Raw genomic sequence first — 20,473 nt, forward strand, 5'->3', positions numbered from 1 at the left:
ACTTTATCTGCGGTTGCTTTATGTAGAAGTGTGATGAATAAGGCATTAATTGCCTGGATTCTAGAGTAGCAAATAGCCTTCATGGCGCAATAACCACTCTTTTCGCTGCACGCCACCTGCATATCCGGTCATGGTACCGTTGCGTCCAATCACACGATGGCAGGGAACAACGATGCTGACTGGGTTAGAACCGTTTGCCGCACCCACGGCCCTGGCGGCACCGGGACGCCCCAGTTGTTCGGCCAGTTGCCCATAGTGCATCACCTGACCACAGGGGATCGCGCGTAGTGCTTGCCAGACTTCCCGCTGAAACGGGGTACCTGCGGTGGCCGTTTCCAGTGTGTCAATAATGCCCAGATTCCCCGCGAAATATTCAGACAACTTATCGCTTAACCCCCCGGGGTTTTTTGCGGCCATGCGCTGGTAGCCTTCAGCGCGATAATGAATATCCAGCAGCTGTTCCATACGATCGCTGTGCTGATCCCATTCGACGGCGCGCAGGCGAAATTGTTCATCGCAAATCACCCACAGTGGACCTAGCGGTGTTGCAATGGTGTCTTCAAGTAAATTAAGCATCCGTTTCTCTCAATACCGGCGGGACAATACCCGTTTCATCTGGCGGCCTTACACCTTATCACGCCAAGGATATTCACAGCTATACCCCCTAAGATCCACGACTTAAACCACCGAGTAGAATCGCCTGATTATTGGAAATAGCTGTAAACCGTTGTCGGTATAGTTGTCGGTATAATAGTGCGCAGTTATGATAATGACCGTCGCAAAATGCTGGAGGATGAAACATGAACCCTGATGACGCATCATTGTTTCTGGACGCTATGGGGGATGTTGAACCTCTGAAAGGCTGTACTGATATCCACTGGCAGCCTTCGCGCAATCCTCGTGCGCCAGCGCGTATTGATACGCTGCAGTTGGATAATTTTCTCTCGACGGGTTACAGCAGGGCGTTACCGATAAGCTGAGGAGCGGAAAGTATCCCCAGCAGGCGAGTCTCAATCTTTTGCGTCAGCCGGTCGAAACATGTCGTCAGATGTTATTCAGTTTTATCCATCAGGCCCTACAGGAGGGGCTGCGCAACGTCCTCATTATTCATGGCAAGGGACGAGACGATAATTCCCATGCCAATATCGTGCGCAGCTACGTGGCGCGTTGGTTGACGGAGTTTGACGACGTGCAGGCGTACTGCAGTGCACTGCCGCACCATGGTGGTAGCGGGGCATGTTATGTTGCACTTCGCAAAACGGCGCAGGCCAAACAGGAAAACTGGGAGCGCCATGCAAAACGCAGTCGTTAACGGCTGCGCTCTCAGGCTGCCAGCACCCGGTTTCTGCCTTCGTTCTTGGCTTTGTATAACGCGTCGTCCACGCGTTTGAACAATTCATCAATGCTTTCATTCGCTTCGTGTCGTGCCACGCCGATGCTGACGGTAAAGCGGGGAAGGCCCGGCAGGCTGACACGGGCAACCGTCGCACGTAGGGTTTCTGCCAGATTAAGTGCAACATCGAGAGATGTACGTGGCAGGAGCAGCAAAAATTCTTCACCTCCCCAACGAAAGACCAGATCGTCTTTACGCGCGCAGGCTTCCAGCGTGCGGGCCAGCGCGCAAAGCACCTCATCGCCCTTCAAATGACCGAAGAGATCGTTAATGCTTTTAAAACGATCGGTGTCGATCAGTAACAAGCTATAGTCCTGCGTCAGCGGCATAGCGTGCGTTTGTTCAGCTTCAGTGATGTGATAAAAATGCCTGCGATTGAATAATCCGGTTAAGGCGTCACGCAGTGCAGCCCGTTCCAGTTCCTGCTCAAGGCGTTTTTGCTCGGTAATATCGTGAATAATGCACAGCATCAGTTTATTACCGTAAATCTCGATGGGACCAGCGTAGGTTTGCACGTGACGAGTGCTGCCGTCGGCCAGTTTGTGGACAAAATGTAAGGGCTTATGACCACCAGGCAGATGCGCAATTTTATGCATCACCGGTAAGACGTGACGCCCCAGCATGTTAATTTCCCAGGTATGTTTCTGGCACATCACGTCATGGCTGTAACCATAAAAATTCAGCGCACTGAGGTTGGCGTCGACAATCAGCCCATCGCGAGACGGATCAATGAGCAGCATCGGCGCTGAGTTTGTCAGGAAAAAACGCGCGTAAAATCCCTGTTTCTTACGTTGGTAATTGGCGGAACGACTGGCTTTAAGCCCTTGTGCCGCCGGGGTTTCAATACCTTCAAAAAGAATGACGTCACCGCAATTAGCCAGAACTCTGATCGACAGACGGCAGGCCTGGGCAATTTCCTCTCCGTCCCGGCAAACTGTGAGGATTTCCACAATGTCATGCTGATTTTTCAGGTCGCTGAGATACTGGGTTAAGTCGGCCTGAGCATGGGTCGAAAACACCCCCTTCCTGAGGCGTGAGAAATCCGCAGCTTGCATGATTTCCCGCGCTACGGTATTGGCGAATACCAGGTCCTCGGTATAGGGCGAAACGAGCCAGACCGGAATGGTTAATAAATCCAGTGAATGCAGTTCGTTTGTGCTCATCGATAATCCCGTTATCTTCATTGGCTATGTTGCCGACCGACTGGCAACTAATATTTCTTTTTCAGTCTCACACGATATTGATTCCTGGTGAGACAATGCCTGTGCGGCCAGTATCGGTTTTACGCTGCTTTCTGTGTGCATCAATTCATGGATCTGATGTGCGGGCAGGGGCTTAGCAAACAGAAAACCTTGTAAAACTCTGCATCCCATTTGGGTGAGGAGTATTTCCTGCTCATGTGTCTCTATACCCTCAGCCACTACGCACATATTCATCGAGTGGGCTATGTCAATAATAGTAGACACGATTTTTGTATTTTTGCTGTTCTCACTAATATCTTTGACAAATATTCTGTCAATTTTTAATTCCCGCGCCGGGAGTGACTTTAACATCAGGATATTTGAATAACCGGTGCCAAAATCATCAATAGAAATGGTGATGCCGAGTGCAGAAAATGCATTTAAAACGTCGACGCTATGCTTTAAATTTTTAAGGGCTGTACTTTCAGTCAGTTCCAGCGTTAATTGTGTCGGTGATAGCTGATATTGCGCGAGAGCATTGCAGACAATATCGACGATATCATGCTGTTCAAACTGGGCGGATGAAAGATTTACGGCGAGCGTCCACTGGCTATGACCTTGCGACGCCCATTGGTGTAACTGAAAACAGGCCTGATGAATAACCCAGTCACCGACTGGAATGATCAGACCTGTCTCCTCAAGCGCGGGAAGAAATTCAGCAGGCAGCAGCATGCCGCGCTCGGGGTGGTGCCAGCGAAGGAGTGCTTCAAATCCGGTCAGCGTATGATCGCCTGCGGTATATTTAGGCTGATACCATAGCTCGAATTGATTACGCTCAATCGCCTGCGACAGTTCCTGTAAAAACGTCGGTGGCGTATCTGCGATTGCCTCCATATCTGGCGTGTATATTGCCCAACCGTTTCTGCCAGCCTGTTTAACATGGTACATCGCCATGTCAGCCTTCACTTTTAACTCATGCAACGTTGCGCCATGTTCAGGATAAATACTGCTTCCTGCGCTTAACGACACCCGAAGAGAATGTCCACATAGCGTAAACGGCTCTTTGATAACATTGGCAATACGGGCCAGCAGGTTGGAGATAGCCTCTCTGCCGCTATTCGGAACCAGCAGCATGAATTCATCCCCACCCAACCTTGCGAGGGTCATAGTGTCATCAAGACAGGTATAGATGCGTTGAGTACTGGCGATCAGCAGTTGATCGCCCATGTGATGACCCCAGGTGTCGTTGACCACTTTGAACCGATCGAGATCAATAAAGACCAGCGCAAAAGGGTGTTGATGCAGCCTGGAATACTGCAGGCAGGCCTGTAGGCAGGCATCGATCTGGGTGCGGTTGGCAAGCCCAGTCAGCGGGTCAAAGTGGACCTGATGTTCGAGCTGACAGTTTAATTGATGCAAATTATCTGCCAGTCGTGATGTCCGTAGTTGGGCGTCCACCATCGAAATCACCAGCATTATCCCCAGGATCACCATCGTTATGGCGCTGACCCAAATGGAGAGTTCCAGCGTGGAGATCCCCTCGTGCGCGGTGTGCGTGACGTGAGTGAAAGTTGCAGCACTCATCCCGGTGTAATGCATAGACGCAATAGCCAGCGCCATAATGAGCGCGGCAATAAGGCGGTTGATCAACGCGCGCCGGGTATTTTGGCGTAAATGAAACGCCAGCCATAAACCCACGCCCGACGCCACGACGGCAATGACCACAGAGAGCAGAATAAGCCTGCGATCCCAGATAATTGCCACATGTTCAATAATGGCCGCCATGCCAACGTAGTGCATTGCCACTACGCCAGTGCTTAATAGACTCGTGGCGACAACCAGGCGTTTTGTTGAAAGCGTCTGACCCGATATGGCGATATTGATGGCAAACGTTGCACTTACAAGAGCAATGAGAAAAGAGCACGCGGTGAGTACGAAATGATAATTTATCGACATGCTCATTTTCATGGCCAGCATACCAATAAAATGCATTGACCAGATCCCCAGACCCAGCGTCGCACCACCGGATAACCGCCAGAAGGTCGATTCTCGTCGACTGGAGATTGCCACTTTTCCCGCACTGTCGAGAGCAATAAAAGAGGCAATAAAAGCGACTACAAAGGAAATCCCAATCAGTACAGGGTCCCACGACACGTGCAACATCGTACTACCTATAGATAAAAAGTCGTGATGTTAAATCTAGCAGGTTTTGTCAAGTTAACCCGATAAAACCAGGAATAGTCTTAATATTTCATCATGAGTATTAGCTTGAACCTCTAAAAATAGGAAATATTCTATTTTCGCTTATGTAAACATTCACCATATTTATGTTTTTGCGCATTTTGTGTTCGTGGCGTGCTCCTCATCACAATAATCTGAACGTTGGTGCGGTGACCCGCTTTGGCAGAGAAAAATGCGGCATTAATGAAAATTTAAACTGTAATAATACGCCTTAAGTGAAAGTGGGGTAGGGTCCAATTGAAAATTAAGGTTTCTGCGTAAGCGAATGGTAATCTGTATCGCAACTGCTATAAAAATTACTACCCGTATTTATATTATTTCTTGGTGAGCAGAGCTGAAATGTTGAAGAATATAAGCGTCAGGACATTTATTATTTCATTTGTGACATTAACACTTTTTATTCTCAATGTGATGGAGTTATTATTATCCACAGAGATTGATACTATTATTTATACTGACGTAGTGAGTCTGATCTCGATATTATGTCTGTGGTGGTACATGACAAAATATCTCGTTGAACCAATCAATACCGTCAAAAAAAGCATAGAAGAGGTCACGTCAGGGAATTTGGCGATCAGTATTCCTGAGTTCGGAAATAATTGCGCCGGGCGACTTATTCCGGGTATCAATAGCTTATCGAGTAATATTTCTGCGTTAGTCAGCGAAATCCGCACTTCTTCACGCACGGCGATGATGCTCTCTGAACAACTTGCGGACCGCAGTGCAGCGCTGTCGGTTAAAACGGAGCAGCAATCAGGGGCGTTAACGCAAACCTCTGCCAATATGGATGAGATAGCCATCAGTACACGTAATAATGCTGAGAATACGCAGTTGGCCAGTGCCCAGGCGAATATCGCTACACACTCTGCCCGTCAGGGGGGCGAATTAATGGTACAGGTTGCGACCAATATGCGCTCTATCACCGAATGCGCGCAGCAGATGACGGAAATCATCGCCCTGATCGATGGCATTGCTTTTCAGACGAATATTCTGGCATTAAACGCAGCTGTGGAATCAGCACGAGCAGGTGAGCACGGCAAGGGGTTTTCCGTGGTAGCGGGAGAGGTGAGGACTCTGGCCCATCGTAGTGCTGAAGCGGCAAAGAGTATTAAACGGCTGATTGATGAAACACATTACAACGTGCGCGAAGGGGCGGCTATTGTCCGCGAAGCCGAAAAAAACATGCAGGATATCGTGGGCGGCGCCGGGCAATTGGACCAATTGATGGGGGAGATATTAACCACCACGCGGGAACAGGAGAAGGGTATCGTTAAGATTACCCAGGCCCTGGCAGAGTTGGAAAACGTGACTCAAAGTAATGCCATCATGGTCGATGAGTTATCGGATTCATCTGCCATTCTGAAAAATCAGGTAAACGACCTGCAGTCACGAACACATAAATTTCATTTAAGTAACACTCCGGAAAAAGAATTTTTCCCACAACCTCACGGCACCGTAACACCTTCGGGGCTCAGCCGACGGGATAAATACGGTCATTCATTCTAATCCTGTCGTCACCCGCGCCGACGTCGTCGGCGTTTTCATTTTTATTTAACTTTTCTGAATCATTTCAGCACAATGGGATAATGAGATATTGCTTAACATAATCTGCAGGCTAGACTAACGAAAAAGACTGAATGACTGTGGAGGCGCTGTGGAAGCCATTAAGGGAGCGGACGTTAATGTGCCGGATGCCGTGTTTGCCTGGCTACTGGATGGCCAGGGCGGAGTAAAACCGCTGGAAGATAACGATGTGATCGATGCTCAGCATCCCTGCTGGTTGCATCTTAATTATACCCATTCTGATAGCGCGAAGTGGTTGGCGACGACGCCTCTGCTTCCTAATATTGTGCGCGATGCGCTGGCCGGTGAAAGTACGCGCCCACGAGTCAGCCGGATAGGGGAAGGCACACTGATCACCCTGCGGTGTATTAATGGCAGCACGGATGAGCGTCCAGACCAACTGGTGGCAATGCGTTTATATATGGATGAGCGGCTGATTGTCTCGACGCGTCAGCGTAAAGTGCTGGCGTTGGATGATGTTGTTAGCGATTTGCAAGAAGGAACGGGGCCGAATGACTGTGGCAGTTGGTTGGTGGATGTCTGTGACGCGTTAACCGATCATGCCAGTGAGTTTATTGAACAGCTGCACGACAAAATTATCGATCTGGAAGACAATTTACTCGATCAACAAATCCCACCGCGCGGCTTTCTGGCACTGTTGCGTAAGCAACTGATCGTCATGCGGCGCTATATGGCTCCACAGCGAGATGCCTATGCACGTCTGGCGAGCGAACGACTGCCGTGGATGACCGACGATCAGCGGCGTCGGATGCAGGATATCGCCGACAGGCTGGGAAGAGGGTTGGATGAGATTGACGCCTGTATTGCCCGGACCGGTATCATGGCGGATGAAATTGCGCAGGTGATGCAGGAATCGTTGGCTCGCAGAACCTATACCATGTCGTTGATGGCGATGGTCTTTCTGCCCAGCACATTCTTAACCGGATTGTTTGGCGTTAACCTTGGGGGAATTCCCGGTGGCGGCTGGCAGTTTGGTTTCTCATTGTTCTGTATTCTGTTAGTGCTCCTGATTGGTGGTGTTACTTTATGGTTGCATCGTAGTAAATGGTTGTAACAGCAACGTTTTTTACCGCCTCTGATGGGCGAAAACGTTTAATATTTTGAGCGAGGTCAATAAACTCTCTACCTATTCGGGGCAATATCTCTCTCGCAGGTGAATGCAACGTCAAGCGATGGGCGTTGCGCTCCATATTGTCTTACTTCCTTTTTTGAATTACTGCATAGCACAATTGATTCGTACGACGCCGACTTAGATTAGTCGGCTTTTTTTTGCCTGCAGGAAATGAGCGTCTACCCTAAAAGAGTCAACCTGAATGACTGGAGGGAATATGACCCGTCTCACGCTATTGCTACCGTTGCCCACACTCAACACCGACTCTGTACCGACCGATCCGGTACCTATTCCTGACCCGATACCTCGTCCGCAGCCGATGCCTGATCCACCGCCGGATGAAGAACCGATTAAATTGTCGCATCACGGGCGCAGATCTGCGAGGATACGCGCCTGCTAATTGTAAGTTCTTACCGCGAGATTAAATTGTGACCGCTTTTTCTACCCTGAATGTTTTACCTGCCGCTCAACTCGAGAATCTTAACGAGCTGGGTTATCTTGAAATGACGCCTGTTCAGGCCGCTGCGCTACCGGCGATCCTGGCAGGAAAAGATGTTCGCGTGCAGGCAAAAACCGGCAGTGGCAAAACGGCTGCGTTTGGTCTTGGACTGTTACAGCACATTGATGCCGCGCTGTTTCAGACGCAGTCGCTGGTCCTATGCCCCACACGTGAACTGGCTGACCAGGTCGCGGGCGAACTGCGTCGATTAGCGCGTTTCCTGCCGAATACCAAGATATTAACGTTGTGCGGTGGGCAACCTTTTGGCGTACAGCGTGATTCTTTGCAACATGCGCCACATATTATTGTCGCCACGCCGGGCAGATTGCTCGACCACCTGCAAAAAGGTACCGTGTCGCTGGAAGCCCTGAATACACTGGTAATGGATGAAGCCGATCGCATGCTGGATATGGGCTTTAGCGATGCCATTGATGAGGTGATCCGCTTTGCGCCTGCGTCACGCCAAACGCTGCTGTTTTCGGCGACCTGGCCGGAAGCGATTGCCGCAATCAGTGGCCGGGTGCAGCAAAATCCGTTAACGATTGAAATCGATACGGTAGATGCGCTACCGGCGATTGAACAACAGTTTTTTGAAACCTCCACACACGGCAAAATTTCGTTGCTGCAAAAGTTGCTCAGTCAACATCAGCCGGCATCGTGCGTTGTCTTCTGTAACACCAAAAAAGATTGCCAGGCCGTGTGCGACGCGTTGAATGCCGCAGGACAAAGTGCGCTGTCACTACATGGCGACCTGGAGCAGCGCGATCGCGATCAGACGCTGATTCGTTTCGCTAACGGTAGCGCGCGCGTGCTGGTGGCAACCGATGTTGCAGCACGTGGCCTCGATATTAAATCGCTTGAGCTGGTGGTGAACTACGAACTGGCATGGGATCCGGAGGTGCATGTACACCGTATTGGACGTACTGCGCGTGCGGGTAACAGCGGCCTGGCCATCAGCTTCTGTGCGCCAGAAGAAGCCCAGCGTGCCAATATTCTTTCTGAAATGCTGCAACTTAAGCTGAACTGGCTACCTGCACCTGGCAACGGTTCAATTGTGCCGCTTGAGGCCGAGATGGCGACGCTGTGCATTGATGGCGGCAAAAAGGCAAAAATGCGTCCGGGTGATGTTCTGGGGGCATTGACCGGTGATATGGGGCTGGATGGGGCCGACATTGGCAAGATTGCCGTGCATCCGATGCATGTCTACGTGGCCGTTCGTCAGTCCGTGGCGCATAAAGCGTGGAAGCAGTTACAAAACGGTAAGATTAAAGGCAAAACCTGTCGGGTTCGTCTGTTGAAATAAATGTCCGTTGGAGTGCCTGATGGCGCTCTACTTATCCGGCCTACAGGCGTTTATGCACGTCGTAGGCCGGATAAGACGTTTACGTCGCCATCCGGCATGATAAATTACTTCACTTCAACCACGTTCAGGCGTAACTCATCCAGCTGATTTTCATCTTCTTCCGGCTGCCAGCCAGCAGGTTGCAGCGGAATCTCTTCGCGATCGAACGCTAAGTCACCGCCGTCAACGACCGCTGAGCCGTGCTTAATACCTTTAAAGTCGAACAGATTGATATCGCTAAGATGCGAAGGCACCACGTTCTGCATTGCGCTGAACATGGTTTCAATACGGCCCGGGTAGCGTTTATCCCAGTCACGCAGCATGTCAGCAATCACCTGACGCTGCAGGTTCGGTTGTGAACCGCACAGGTTACACGGAATAATCGGGTAGCCTTTGGCTTCTGCAAAACGCTCAATGTCTTTTTCACGGCAATAGGCCAGCGGACGAATGACGATATGCTTTCCGTCGTCGCTCATCAGTTTCGGTGGCATACCTTTCATTTTCCCGCCGTAAAACATGTTTAAAAACAGCGTTTGCAGGATATCGTCGCGGTGGTGTCCCAGCGCAATTTTCGTGGCACCGAGTTCGGTTGCCGTGCGGTACAGAATGCCGCGGCGCAGGCGAGAGCACAGTGAGCAGGTAGTTTTCCCTTCCGGGATTTTGTCTTTGACGATCCCGTAGGTATTCTCTTCGACAATTTTGTACTCGACGCCCAGTTGTTCCAGATACTCCGGCAGAATGTGTTCCGGGAAACCGGGCTGTTTCTGATCCAGGTTAACCGCAACCAGAGAAAAACTGATCGGCGCGCTTTTCTGCAAATTACGCAGGATCTCCAGCATGGTGTAGCTGTCTTTCCCACCGGAAAGGCACACCATAATGCGATCGCCATCTTCAATCATGTTGAAGTCGGCAATCGCTTCGCCCACGTTACGACGCAGACGCTTTTGTAATTTGTTCAGGTTATATTGTTCTTTCTTTGTAACTTGTTGATTATATTGCATTATTACCGTTCTCAAAAACCAAAAGGGGCATATAAGGGGCAAACTTCCATCACAGGGCTAGTTTGTTATTCAACATTGCAACCTGATCGCCATTCATTTCTTCAATCCATGTACTGTAGACTTCGTACACCATCTGCGCGTTTTCATGCCCCATCTGATTAGCTATAAATGATGGGTTCGCTCCAGCCGATAACAGCCAGCAGGCAAAAGTATGCCGCGTATGGTACGGATTACGGCGACGAATACCAGCACGTTTTACAGCGGCGTTCCATCTCGCACCGATGCTACTCATAGAGTAGTAAGGTTTTTGCTCTCCTTTTCTCATTCTGGGCATAAAAACAAAGTGTACGCGTTGGTTTTCGGTCTTACCGTACTCTCTGTGGTGGAATACTATTTTTGTCCTGGGCTGCAGGGCGGTCATTTCGCGCTGAGCTTTGAGTGCATCCAGTGCAGGCTCCAGTAGTTTTATTGTCCTGATCCCGGCATCTGTCTTTGGTGGTCCGAAAGTCCCGATGATAGTCAGGTTGCGGCAGACTCTGACGGTTCCCGCCTCCAGGTCTACATCTTCCCATGCCAGAGCGGCCAGCTCACCGTGACGCAGACCGGAATAAACAGCGAACCGCCACATATTTTGGCTCTGCCCAGCTTCACTTGCCATTAACTGGTCAAACTCTTGCTTAGAGAGAGGATCCGGTTTTGCTCTGAGGTGAGCATATCACCTCTGTTCAGGTGGCCAAATTTAGTGTGCCACTACAAGTCCCTGAATGATTTTCTTTTGCTCAGCATCGATGTGATAAGCGTATTCATCAGAGATGAACTGAGCCAAAATACGCTGGCGCAAGGATAGGGTGGCGACGGTGATCAACTGCGGCTGTTCTGCCTGCTGGGATTCGTCTGCATGGCCGGTTTCACCATCAACAACATTGTCATCAGCCTGGTGGTTTTCTTCCTGCGCCGCGTTATCAGCTTTCAATTTCACATTCCAGGTACGCTGGTCTTCGGCCAGTTCGTAACGATCACACCAGGTGAAATCAACTTCACCTTCTTCTGGCAGGTCATCAACAACAGGAAAATCTGTGCGAATCGGTTTGGCGTAGTCCTTACCGCGACCCGTTTCGATGCCAGTCCACACTCTATTTTGCCGGTCAAGGTATCCAGCAGCAGTGGAAAATGAAGAGGGATATGTTGTCGCCTCGGTACACTACAAGGTTAAGTGATTTGCTACAGGTCAGGTGATACCGTGATTAAACGTTTACAGCATATTGAAATTCGATACTGGTTAAGAAAAACTATTTTTGATTAACAGTTAGTTAGATGAAGTTGTAAGTTATATTTTAATAATTTAACTAAGGTACTATTCACTTTTTAATTTGCTCAGCTATAAATATTTATAGAATCTAATGCTTGGGGTTATCTTATGCAGGCTGAACTCAGAACATTTCCTTTTCTAATAGTCCTTGCTGTTCCTTGTTTTGCTATTGCAGACACTGATCCAATAACTGCAATAAATCAGGCTTTTATTAATGCGAAAGTAGAGATAACAAGGCAAAGAATGGTTGAGCATTATGAACGAACATGTTCCTGGAGCGGGGAGCCTGAGCCTGATAGATGCCACATGGAGAAAGTATTAAAACCAGAAAACTATAAAGAGGTTGCAACTGTAAAAAGTGCAGCCGTTGTTATTGTTAATAATTTCAAATTCCTAGAGTCTAAACAAGTAGCTTTACCGTCTACAGTTTTAATTAATGCTTATAGCTATAAAAATTGTGGGCCTCAAACAGTAACCGCTTCTGCAAACTTATCAGTATCAGGTGCGAAAGGCTGGAGTATCACGAAAACTCATAGTGTATCATCCTCCACGCAGGTAGGTATGAGCCAAACATTTACTGGCAAGACACCATTTGGTGGTTCTAGTACAACATTTAGTATTTCTAAAACGTTTGGACTAAGTGACACAACATCTAATGGAGAAACATACTCAGAAACAGTAAGTCAGGGGAATAGCGTATCAGTTACCGCCATGAAAGGTGAATCAGGTTATGTACAGTTAATAGCATATCAAGTTGGGCTTGATATTCCATTTAAAGCAGACGTTGTATTAGATGGAGATTTGAGTAGTAATGTTGACGGAAAGAAAAAAGCAAGCGAGTTTCTTTCTCAAGAGCAAAGAACAGTTCCATTTGAGGGTGTATTGCATCTGACAGGTGTTACGAATGCAATTGTAAATAACTATGATACATCTCCTGCAAAATGTGATGATGGCAACAAGGTATTCTATGAAGATCAATATAATACTAATGTACCAGCAGATATATATAGAAAACCAAAATTCAAAGATGGGGCAAAAAAAATAAGAGGAGGTAAAAGTCAGGTTAGTTTATTAAGCTCTGATGAGGATGGGCCAGTTATAGGGGCACCTGATGGTATATCGTATACTGTAATATCGAGCTCACAAGCTGTTATTCCGTCGGCGGCGTGTGGCTACAATGATTTATCTATAGCCAATAACGCTAACTACACTATCGAAGAGAGGCGCTATGAACAGCATAATAAAGGAGTTTTAGTAGCATCTTGGAATGAAAGAGTTGAGATATTCAACGGTTGCGCATCTGGACCGTGATGGCACTATCGATCACCTTATATCAAGAACATACGTGAGATGATATGGAAAATTAATACAAAGGATTCTTTTACAATGTTGATACAATCAAAAGAATCCTGTTTTAAATGTGTACACATTTGAGTACATTTTAACAAATTAAAATTTATATAATTTCTTATTATTCATCGTGTTACTCTTTTCCAAACTCATATCCATTTAGATGCCAGGAACGCGGAGTTTGATGATTGCCCGGTGATGTAATCACACTGGCTGTATCAGTTCGGAGCCCTGATTATTCACATTCCCTACGGCACGCGTCACGGCGTGCCATATAAAATTCTCAGCCGGCACGGAACCATCGGCCGCAATTTCCGCAGCTTCTTTCCCTCCAACGTCCTGCTTCATCCATTCGCGAGCAGCATCTGGTGACAGTACCAGTGGCCGCCTGTCGTGAATATCTACCAGTCCTTTGTCTGCAGCAGCCGTCACTATCAGAAATCCTTCTGCTTCATCTCCACGTTCGAATGGTGTGCTGCCGATCGCCGCTATGAAAATCGGTTGGCCATCGGCTCGATGAATGAAGTAGGGCTGCTTTTTGTCGCCTTCCTTTTTCCACTCAAACCAGCCATCAGAAAAGCAAATTGCGCGACCGTGTTGCCACAGAGGCTTAAACATTCTGCTGGTGGCCGCAGTTTCAGAGCGTGCGTTAATTAGTGGTGGTTTATCCCACCATCCGGGGGCGTATCCCCAGATAACTGGATCAAGATGGAGTTTCTCGTCACGTTCGCTCAGAAGCAGAACCTTGGTTCCGGGCGCAACGTTGAAACGTCCGATCGGTTCAGGATCATATGGAATGTCTCGTTCGACTTTGTCAGCGAGAAGGACGAGATAGTCTTCACGCGTCATCGACTGTGAAAAGCGTCCACACATAGAAACCTCCAGCTACATGTCAGACTAAAAGTATAGGGGCAAAAAAGGGGCAAAATTTATTAAAAAGGGCAAAAAAGGGGCATGAAAAGTGTAAAAGGGCGGTGATTGGTGTATCTATTCAGGCCGGTTAACATCATGAATAACAAAGAAAAATCATAGAAATTAGGGGTTTACTGTGAACGATACATTACCTTCAGGTTATACTGGTCTTTCTTGCTAATGTCTTGATTTTGCGACATTTAATAGAGGCTCAATTCATAGTGTGGCATCAGAAGAGAATGCATCACGCCGGATTGTCCGGCAAAAGAAGTCTGATATAAAAACTGTGGCGTGTATGGTACGGATAAGCGGGAAAAATGTCAGCACATTTAGGTCAGGAATCGCGGGGTAAAAGAGGTAGAAATGAAAAGCCCGCAGCGATGTGCGGGCCAGAAAACTTAGCGGACGACCAGAACCGAACACTCCGCATGCCGCACTACAGCTGCGGCGTTGGAGCCAAGCAGATAAGTGGTGATGTCAGGTCGGTGCGAGGCAATAATGACCATATCTGCGGGTAATTTCCTGGCAAGCTCCAGAATTTTATCTTTTGGCGAACCTTCAACGACATGAACGTGAATTCTGTCTGCCGGGATATTGAACTTCTTGATCATCTCTTCCAGTTGAGATTTCGCTTCGGCCTTAAGATCGTCCATGGCCGGCAACTCAGCCGAGTAGGCCAGTCCAAGCGAAGCATAATAGGGCAATGACGGAATAACGGTCAGAAAATGGACCTGTGCATCGTCAATTCTTGCCTCGGCTTCGACATGGGCAATAACACGTTGAGTTAATTCTGAGTCTGAAATATCGATGGGTACAAGAATCGTTCTGTTCATAAAACCTCCTGTTTAAGTATCCTCCTAAAGCTTACCGCGTAATGGCACTTTATGTACAATGACAGAGATCACATTTTGGCATCACTTTATTTTGAGTTCAGGGAACTTGCCTTTTATTACGCCATCGTAAAACCGGCCTTTTGAGACCACTGTCAGGAAATCTCGAAAGATACGCGCCGGGACCGAGTGATATTGCAGGATTTCCGTATGGTGAAAACGAATTTCTAACGTGCGGGATGATTCGTCATAACCGACGGATGCAATACGGGATGATTTAACGGGGTGATGATTCATTGCAGGCATCCTCTGCGGCGAGTGTGAATGCAATATATCATCTATCAGGGATGTGTTTTAACGCAACAGATATAATGTTTTGATCTAGATAAAACGCAATTGCACTGTAGGGGTGGGAGAGTAGCCCGCTGTTTCCAGCGGGCTGACAGATTAGAACTGGTAAACCATACCCAGTGCTACTACGTCATCGGTAGAGATGTCGTTTTCAGTGTAGAAGCTCTTGTCTTCATCCAGCAGGTTGATTTTGTAATCAACGTAGGTAGAGAAGTTTTTGTTGAAGTAGTAAGTCGCACCTACAGAAGCATATTTAACCAGATCTTGGTCGCCATCATTGCCCAGATCCTGACCTTTAGACATCAGGAAAGAAACTTCCGGACGCAAGCCGAAGTCGAACTGGTATTGCGCAGTGACTTCAAAGTTCTGTGTTTTGTTAGCAATAGTATTTTCTGAATCGCCATAAGGAGTCATGTTACGGGTTTCGGAGTACATGGTCGCAAAATAGATGTTGTTTGCATCGTATTTCATACCCACAGTCCATGCGTCAGCTTTATCGCCGCCGGCGGTAGAACGATTAACCTGCTCGTTGGTACGGTCAGAAGAGGTATATGCCGCACCGAAGCTTACGCCCATACCCAGATCGTAGGTCGAAGACAGACCGAAGCCGTCACCGTTAGAGTTCTTGATGTTACGATCTCCGTGATCATTACCGGTACCTTCCTGCTCGTTTGTGACCTGATTTTCGTTCGCGCCCTGGTACTGCAACGCCACGTTCAGACCATCAACCAGACCAAAGAGGTCAGTGTTGCGGTAGGTTGCAACACCGTTGGCACGACCGGTCATGAAGTTGTCGGCTTTGGTGTAAGAGTCACCGCCGAATTCTGGCAGCATATCGGTCCAGGCTTCAACGTCGTACATCACACCATAGTTACGACCGTAGTCGAATGAACCGTAATCGCCAACCTTAATACCTGCGAAGGCCAGACGAGTCCATGAATCGCCTTTATCACCTTCGGTGCCGTTAGCCTGAATCTGATATTCCCACTGAGCGTAGCCAGAGATCATATCATTAACTTGGGTTTCGCCTTTGAAGCCCATACGCATATAAGTCTGGTCGCCATCATTGCCAGCGTCATCAGAGAAATAGTGCAGACCGTTTACTTTTCCGTAGAGATCTAACTTGTTGCCGTCTTTATTATAAATTTCAGCAGCGTGAGTAGCGCCTGCAGCTAACAGAGCAGGAATTACAAGGGCCAATACTTTTCTGTTCATTGAAATAATCCTTTAGTTTTTTTATTTACCTGCGACGACCCATGTAGGGTGTTAACGCATGCTAAAGGAGAAGTTCCGTAAAGAGATAAATATCAATTGTTACGTCTTAAGTAAAATCTTAAACAAATAATTCCACGGAAATGATGATAATCGTGGTGAATGAATTAATGATTAAATATATAAAATAAATATTATACAAGTTAATTTTGTTGGGATATTCTGCGCGGGTTATATGCCTTTATTGTCACGTTTTATTTTTCGTTGGAGAGTTGTCCCAGAATTGATTAGCCAGCGAATAAATTGACAAGCCCGAACATCTGTTCGGGCTTTTTTTATTCCAGATTAATACTTAACTGAACGTATTAATCGGTACTGCTTTTTTCGGCTTTTCCCGCCAACTGCGCCAGGAAGTCATAGCGTTTTTGCAAATCTGCGGTCGCATCCTTCCACAACTGCTCTGCCACCTCCGGCTGCTGTGCATTCAGGCGGCGGAAACGCTGTTCGTTCATCAAAGTCTCAGCCAGCGCATCTGACGGTGGGCGAGAGTCAAGTGCCAGCGGCAGTTTACCTTCGTCAGCGCGACGCGGATCAAAGCGATACAGCGGCCAGAATCCGGTGGCCGTGAGCTGGCGCATCTGATCGTGACTCAGGGCGAGATCGTAGCCGTGTTCTTCACACGGGCTGTAGGCAATAATCAGCGACGGACCTGGGTAAGATTCTGCTTCCTGAATCGCTTTCACCGTCTGGTTTAACTGCGCTCCCAGCGAGATCTGTGCGACGTAAACATGACCGTACATCATCATACTGACGCCCAGATCTTTACGTGCTTTACGCTTACCGTGTTCGCCAAATTTGGTGACCGCGCCAAGCGGTGTCGCTTTCGAGGCTTGCCCGCCGGTGTTGGAATAACACTGGGTATCCAGCACCAGGATGTTAACGTTCTCGGTCAGGCTCAGGACATGGTCCAACCCGCCAAAGCCAATATCGTAGGCCCAACCGTCACCGCCAATCAGCCAGATTGATTTCTCAACCAGTGCATCGGCATCGGTTAACAGTTGCTGTGCGCCATCAACGCCTTGCAGATGTTGGCGCAGTGCGGCGACCTGTTCGCGACGAACTTCCGGCGTGGCTTCTGCGTGCAAGGCATCATTCAGCTCAGCCGGGATCTTATCGGCAAACTGTTCCAGCAAGCGCATGACGCGAACGCGGTGTTGGTCCACCGTCAGGCGGAAGCCCAGACCAAACTCGGCGTTATCTTCAAACAGAGAGTTTGCCCAGGCTGGCCCACGGCCGTTTGCATCGGTGGTATACGGTGTGGAGGGCAGGTTTCCGCCATAAATCGATGAACACCCGGTTGCGTTGGCGATCAGCATGCGGTCACCGTACAGCTGGGTAAGCAGCTTGATATACGGCGTTTCGCCACAGCCTGAGCAGGCACCGGAATATTCAAACAGCGGGGTGATCAGCTGTGAGGTGCGAATATCAATGCGTTCCAGTTTGCTGCGGTCGATCTCTGGCAGGTTGAGGAAGAAATCATAGTTCACTTTTTCTTCTTCGACATGCTCCAGGCGGGACATCATATTGATGGCCTTGATCTCTGGATTCTGACGATCTTTCGCCGGGCAGACTTCCACGCACAGATTACAGCCGGTGCAATCTTCAGGCGCGACCTGTAGAACATATTTCTGACCGCGCATATCGCGGGATTTCACATCCAGTGAATGCAAACTAGCCGGGGCGTCTGCCATTGCTTCCGGGGAAACCACTTTGGCACGAATTGCCGAGTGCGGGCAGGCGGCAACGCAGTGGTTGCACTGTGTACACAGTTCTTCTTTCCAGATAGGGATTTCTTCGGCGATATTGCGTTTTTCCCAGCGTGTGGTTCCCATGGGCCAGGTGCCGTCTGGCGGCAGTGCGGAGACGGGCAGTGCGTCACCCAGACCCGCGAGCATCGCCGCCGTCACGGTTTTCACAAAATCAGGCGCGGCATCGGAGACCACTGGCGGTCGGTTGGCGCTGTGCGGATCAACCGGCTGAAGAGCTACTTCGGCGACCGATTCACGTGCCAGCGCCAGCGCCTGCCAGTTACGTTCAACCAGATCCTGACCTTTGTTGCTGTAGCTTTTTGCAATTGCGCCATGCAGTTCCGCCAGTGCGCTATCACCGGGTAAAATTTGGGTCAGATGGAAAAACGCCATTTGCATTACGGTGTTAATACGTGCAGCCAGGCCGCATTCACGGGCGATTTTGGCAGCGTTAATCACGTAAAAACGGGCCTTCTTCTGGTTCAGAACTGCCTGAACTTCTTGCGGCAGACGTGACCACACCTCATCCACGCTGTACGGCGTATTGAGCAGGAAGATACCGCCTGGCTTCAGGCGTTCTGCCATTTGATATTTATCGATAAACTGCAGCTGATGGCAGCCAACAAAATCCGCCTGCGACACCAGATACGCCGAACGGATCGGTTTTTCACTGACGCGCAGATGGGACACCGTCAGGCCGCCGGCTTTTTTCGAGTCATAGACGAAATAACCCTGCGCATACCACGGCGTCGAGTTACCAATAATCTTGATATTGTTTTTGGTCGCTGACACGCTGCCGTCGCTGCCTAATCCGTAAAACAGGGCTTCGAGTTTTGCGGTGGAGGGCAGGGTGTTTTCTGGCAGGGGGAGTGACAGATTGGTGACATCATCATAGATGCCGACGGTAAAGCGCGATTTTGGTTTGGCGTGGCTTAACTCATTAAACACCGCCATCACGCAGTCCGGGCCAAACTCTTTCGAGGAAAGGCCATAGCGCCCGCCAATTACACGCGGTAGCGTTTCACGCTCGCCACAGTTAAAGGCTTCGGCCAGCGCGGTCATGACATCCAGATACAACGGTTCAGCCTGTGCCCCGGGTTCTTTGGTGCGATCCAGAACGGCGATGCTGCGTGCGGTTTCCGGCAAGGCCTGCAGCAAATGTCGGGCTGAGAACGGACGGAACAGACGGACTTTCAGTACGCCGACTTTTTCGCCACGGGTAAGCAACTCATCCACGACTTCTTCGCAGGTGCCGATGGCGGAGCCCATCAGAATGATGACGCGCTCTGCCTGCGGATGTCCATAGTATTCAAACGGCTGGTACTGGCGACCCGTTGCGGTGGCGAAATCGTTCATCGCCTGTTCGACATGCTCGTAAACCGCGTTGTACCACGGGTTTGTCGCTTCGCGTGACTGGAAATAGGTATCCGGGTTAGCCGAGGTGCCGCGAATCACCGGATGCTCCGGATTCAGCGCGCGAGAACGATGGGCGTCGATCTCCGCCTGCGGCATCAGTCCAAGAATGGTGTCATCGGCCAGCGGTACGATTTTATTGATTTCATGTGAGGTGCGGAAACCATCAAAGAAATGAATAAACGGGACGCGGCTTTTCAGCGTGGCGATATGCGAAATCAGGGCAAAATCCTGCGCTTCCTGAACGCTGCTGGCGCACAGCATTGCACAGCCGGTCTGGCGAACGGCCATCACGTCGGAATGGTCGCCAAAAATCGACAGCGCATGGGTGGCAATCGTACGTGCCGCAACATGCAATACAAACGGCGTCAGTTGACCGGCCAGTTTGTACAGCGTCGGGATCATCAGCAATAAACCTTGCGATGAGGTAAAAGATGTAGACAGCGCCCCGGTTTGTAACGCGCCGTGGACGGTCGCAATGGCACCACCTTCCGACTGCATCTCCACAACGCGAGGTATATCGCCCCAGACGTTTTTTAGCCCGTTCCCGGCCCAGGCATCGGCCTGCTCCGCCATCGTCGAACTCGGCGTAATCGGGTAGATGGCGATAACCTCGCTGGTACGAAATGCAACCGAAGCAACCGCACCATTACCGTCAATTGTTTGCATACTGACACCCTTACATTGCGCAAAAAGAGGGACCCGCAAAACGACGACGAGTCCTGTAGTTATCTTTCTATTTTAGCAAAAGCCATCTGGACACATTTTCGCATTTGTGTCCCTGTAATAAACAGAATGAATGGTTTGATCAAAGGAGCCGTCAAAAAATTGCCAGAAAATGTAAACAGGGCGCATAAATGCGCACTTTACCTCTCGACGACAGTGTTTCTGCTGCCTATTATTTAGGGCTGTGTCGTTGGGTTATTTTTTAGAGGG

Annotated in this window: 15 protein-coding genes and 3 pseudogenes; 7 read left to right on the forward strand and 11 right to left on the reverse strand. The window is 49.1% G+C overall.

Annotated features, from left to right (window positions below):
- Window positions 1–60: 60 nt before the first annotated feature.
- Window positions 61–576 carry a methylated-DNA--[protein]-cysteine S-methyltransferase gene (ogt, locus tag IB214_RS11125; RefSeq protein ID WP_117342871.1) on the reverse strand — a complete coding sequence of 172 codons (516 nt, stop codon included), beginning with the start codon at window positions 574–576 and terminating at the stop codon, window positions 61–63.
- A 224-nt stretch (window positions 577–800) separates the two neighbouring features.
- Here ogt and smrA point away from each other — a divergent pair.
- Window positions 801–1,312, forward strand: a pseudogene (smrA, locus tag IB214_RS11130) (DNA endonuclease SmrA).
- Window positions 1,313–1,323: 11 nt separating this feature from the next.
- On the opposite strand, the gene IB214_RS11135 reads toward smrA, so the two are convergent.
- Window positions 1,324–2,556 carry a sensor domain-containing diguanylate cyclase gene (locus tag IB214_RS11135; protein ID WP_115258352.1) on the reverse strand — a complete coding sequence of 411 codons (1,233 nt, stop codon included), beginning with the start codon at window positions 2,554–2,556 and terminating at the stop codon, window positions 1,324–1,326.
- Window positions 2,557–2,580: 24 nt separating this feature from the next.
- Window positions 2,581–4,737: an EAL domain-containing protein gene (locus IB214_RS11140; RefSeq protein WP_117342870.1), complete on the reverse strand. Its 2,157-nt coding sequence runs from the start codon at window positions 4,735–4,737 to the stop codon at window positions 2,581–2,583.
- A gap of 417 nt (window positions 4,738–5,154) precedes the next feature.
- Between IB214_RS11140 and IB214_RS11145 the strand changes: the two genes are divergently transcribed.
- The 4 genes from IB214_RS11145 (at window position 5,155) to dbpA (ending at window position 9,312) form a co-directional block, all read left to right on the forward strand.
- The gene (locus IB214_RS11145; RefSeq protein ID WP_096756914.1) at window positions 5,155–6,321 is read left to right on the forward strand and encodes a methyl-accepting chemotaxis protein; all 1,167 of its coding nucleotides are present in this window, start codon (window positions 5,155–5,157) and stop codon (window positions 6,319–6,321) included.
- Window positions 6,322–6,469: 148 nt separating this feature from the next.
- Window positions 6,470–7,453: a zinc transporter ZntB gene (zntB, locus tag IB214_RS11150; RefSeq protein ID WP_117342869.1), complete on the forward strand. Its 984-nt coding sequence runs from the start codon at window positions 6,470–6,472 to the stop codon at window positions 7,451–7,453.
- Between the two features lie 274 nt (window positions 7,454–7,727).
- Complete coding sequence (locus IB214_RS11155) at window positions 7,728–7,910, forward strand: hypothetical protein (RefSeq protein WP_096756916.1); 183 nt, start codon at window positions 7,728–7,730, stop codon at window positions 7,908–7,910.
- 28 nt (window positions 7,911–7,938) lie between these two features.
- Window positions 7,939–9,312, forward strand: a complete 1,374-nt coding sequence (gene dbpA / locus IB214_RS11160) for an ATP-dependent RNA helicase DbpA (protein WP_117342868.1) — start codon at window positions 7,939–7,941, stop codon at window positions 9,310–9,312.
- A gap of 104 nt (window positions 9,313–9,416) precedes the next feature.
- Here dbpA and ttcA read toward each other — a convergent pair whose 3' ends face one another.
- The 3 genes and pseudogenes from ttcA to IB214_RS11175 form a co-directional block, all read right to left on the reverse strand.
- Entirely contained in the window at window positions 9,417–10,352 is a 936-nt protein-coding gene (gene ttcA, locus IB214_RS11165; protein ID WP_117342867.1) for a tRNA 2-thiocytidine(32) synthetase TtcA, read from the reverse strand.
- A 49-nt stretch (window positions 10,353–10,401) separates the two neighbouring features.
- A pseudogene (locus IB214_RS11170) lies at window positions 10,402–11,049 on the reverse strand (site-specific integrase); the annotation flags it as partial.
- A 42-nt stretch (window positions 11,050–11,091) separates the two neighbouring features.
- Window positions 11,092–11,484 (reverse strand): RecE family exodeoxyribonuclease, encoded by a 393-nt coding sequence (locus IB214_RS11175; protein ID WP_117342865.1) that lies wholly within the window; start codon window positions 11,482–11,484, stop codon window positions 11,092–11,094.
- Here IB214_RS11175 and IB214_RS11180 point away from each other — a divergent pair.
- Window positions 11,475–11,588 (forward strand): annotated as a pseudogene (locus IB214_RS11180) (DUF4113 domain-containing protein); the annotation flags it as partial. The gene IB214_RS11175 and the pseudogene IB214_RS11180 sit on opposite strands and share 10 nt — an antisense overlap.
- A gap of 181 nt (window positions 11,589–11,769) precedes the next feature.
- Entirely contained in the window at window positions 11,770–12,972 is a 1,203-nt protein-coding gene (locus IB214_RS11185) for a hypothetical protein (protein WP_135953055.1), read from the forward strand.
- A 243-nt stretch (window positions 12,973–13,215) separates the two neighbouring features.
- Here IB214_RS11185 and IB214_RS11190 read toward each other — a convergent pair whose 3' ends face one another.
- The 5 genes from IB214_RS11190 to nifJ form a co-directional block, all read right to left on the reverse strand.
- A complete protein-coding gene (locus IB214_RS11190) occupies window positions 13,216–13,884 on the reverse strand; it encodes an SOS response-associated peptidase (protein ID WP_117342864.1) in 669 nt (222 codons plus the stop codon).
- 437 nt (window positions 13,885–14,321) lie between these two features.
- The gene (gene uspF / locus IB214_RS11195) at window positions 14,322–14,756 is read right to left on the reverse strand and encodes a universal stress protein UspF (protein WP_115258358.1); all 435 of its coding nucleotides are present in this window, start codon (window positions 14,754–14,756) and stop codon (window positions 14,322–14,324) included.
- 81 nt (window positions 14,757–14,837) lie between these two features.
- Entirely contained in the window at window positions 14,838–15,050 is a 213-nt protein-coding gene (locus IB214_RS11200) for a KTSC domain-containing protein (RefSeq protein ID WP_096756920.1), read from the reverse strand.
- A 150-nt stretch (window positions 15,051–15,200) separates the two neighbouring features.
- A complete protein-coding gene (gene ompC, locus IB214_RS11205) occupies window positions 15,201–16,319 on the reverse strand; it encodes a porin OmpC (protein WP_117342863.1) in 1,119 nt (372 codons plus the stop codon).
- Between the two features lie 362 nt (window positions 16,320–16,681).
- Window positions 16,682–20,206 (reverse strand): pyruvate:ferredoxin (flavodoxin) oxidoreductase, encoded by a 3,525-nt coding sequence (gene nifJ, locus IB214_RS11210; protein ID WP_117342862.1) that lies wholly within the window; start codon window positions 20,204–20,206, stop codon window positions 16,682–16,684.
- Window positions 20,207–20,473: the final 267 nt, after the last annotated feature.

The organism is Citrobacter sp. C1 (assembly GCF_014596895.2).
Classification (GTDB): domain Bacteria; phylum Pseudomonadota; class Gammaproteobacteria; order Enterobacterales; family Enterobacteriaceae; genus Citrobacter; species Citrobacter gillenii.

Bases quoted from the DNA above. Each gene is read 5' to 3' on its own strand.
- ogt (WP_117342871.1), bottom strand. From the start codon at position 576: ATGCTTAATTTACTTGAAGACACCATTGCAACACCGCTAGGTCCACTG.
- IB214_RS11135 (WP_115258352.1), bottom strand. From the start codon at position 2,556: ATGAGCACAAACGAACTGCATTCACTGGATTTATTAACCATTCCGGTC.
- IB214_RS11140 (WP_117342870.1), bottom strand. From the start codon at position 4,737: ATGTTGCACGTGTCGTGGGACCCTGTACTGATTGGGATTTCCTTTGTA.
- IB214_RS11145 (WP_096756914.1), top strand. From the start codon at position 5,155: ATGTTGAAGAATATAAGCGTCAGGACATTTATTATTTCATTTGTGACA.
- IB214_RS11155 (WP_096756916.1), top strand. From the start codon at position 7,728: ATGACCCGTCTCACGCTATTGCTACCGTTGCCCACACTCAACACCGAC.
- ttcA (WP_117342867.1), bottom strand. From the start codon at position 10,352: ATGCAATATAATCAACAAGTTACAAAGAAAGAACAATATAACCTGAAC.
- IB214_RS11185 (WP_135953055.1), top strand. From the start codon at position 11,770: ATGCAGGCTGAACTCAGAACATTTCCTTTTCTAATAGTCCTTGCTGTT.
- IB214_RS11190 (WP_117342864.1), bottom strand. From the start codon at position 13,884: ATGTGTGGACGCTTTTCACAGTCGATGACGCGTGAAGACTATCTCGTC.
- uspF (WP_115258358.1), bottom strand. From the start codon at position 14,756: ATGAACAGAACGATTCTTGTACCCATCGATATTTCAGACTCAGAATTA.
- IB214_RS11200 (WP_096756920.1), bottom strand. From the start codon at position 15,050: ATGAATCATCACCCCGTTAAATCATCCCGTATTGCATCCGTCGGTTAT.
- ompC (WP_117342863.1), bottom strand. From the start codon at position 16,319: ATGAACAGAAAAGTATTGGCCCTTGTAATTCCTGCTCTGTTAGCTGCA.
- nifJ (WP_117342862.1), bottom strand. From the start codon at position 20,206: ATGCAAACAATTGACGGTAATGGTGCGGTTGCTTCGGTTGCATTTCGT.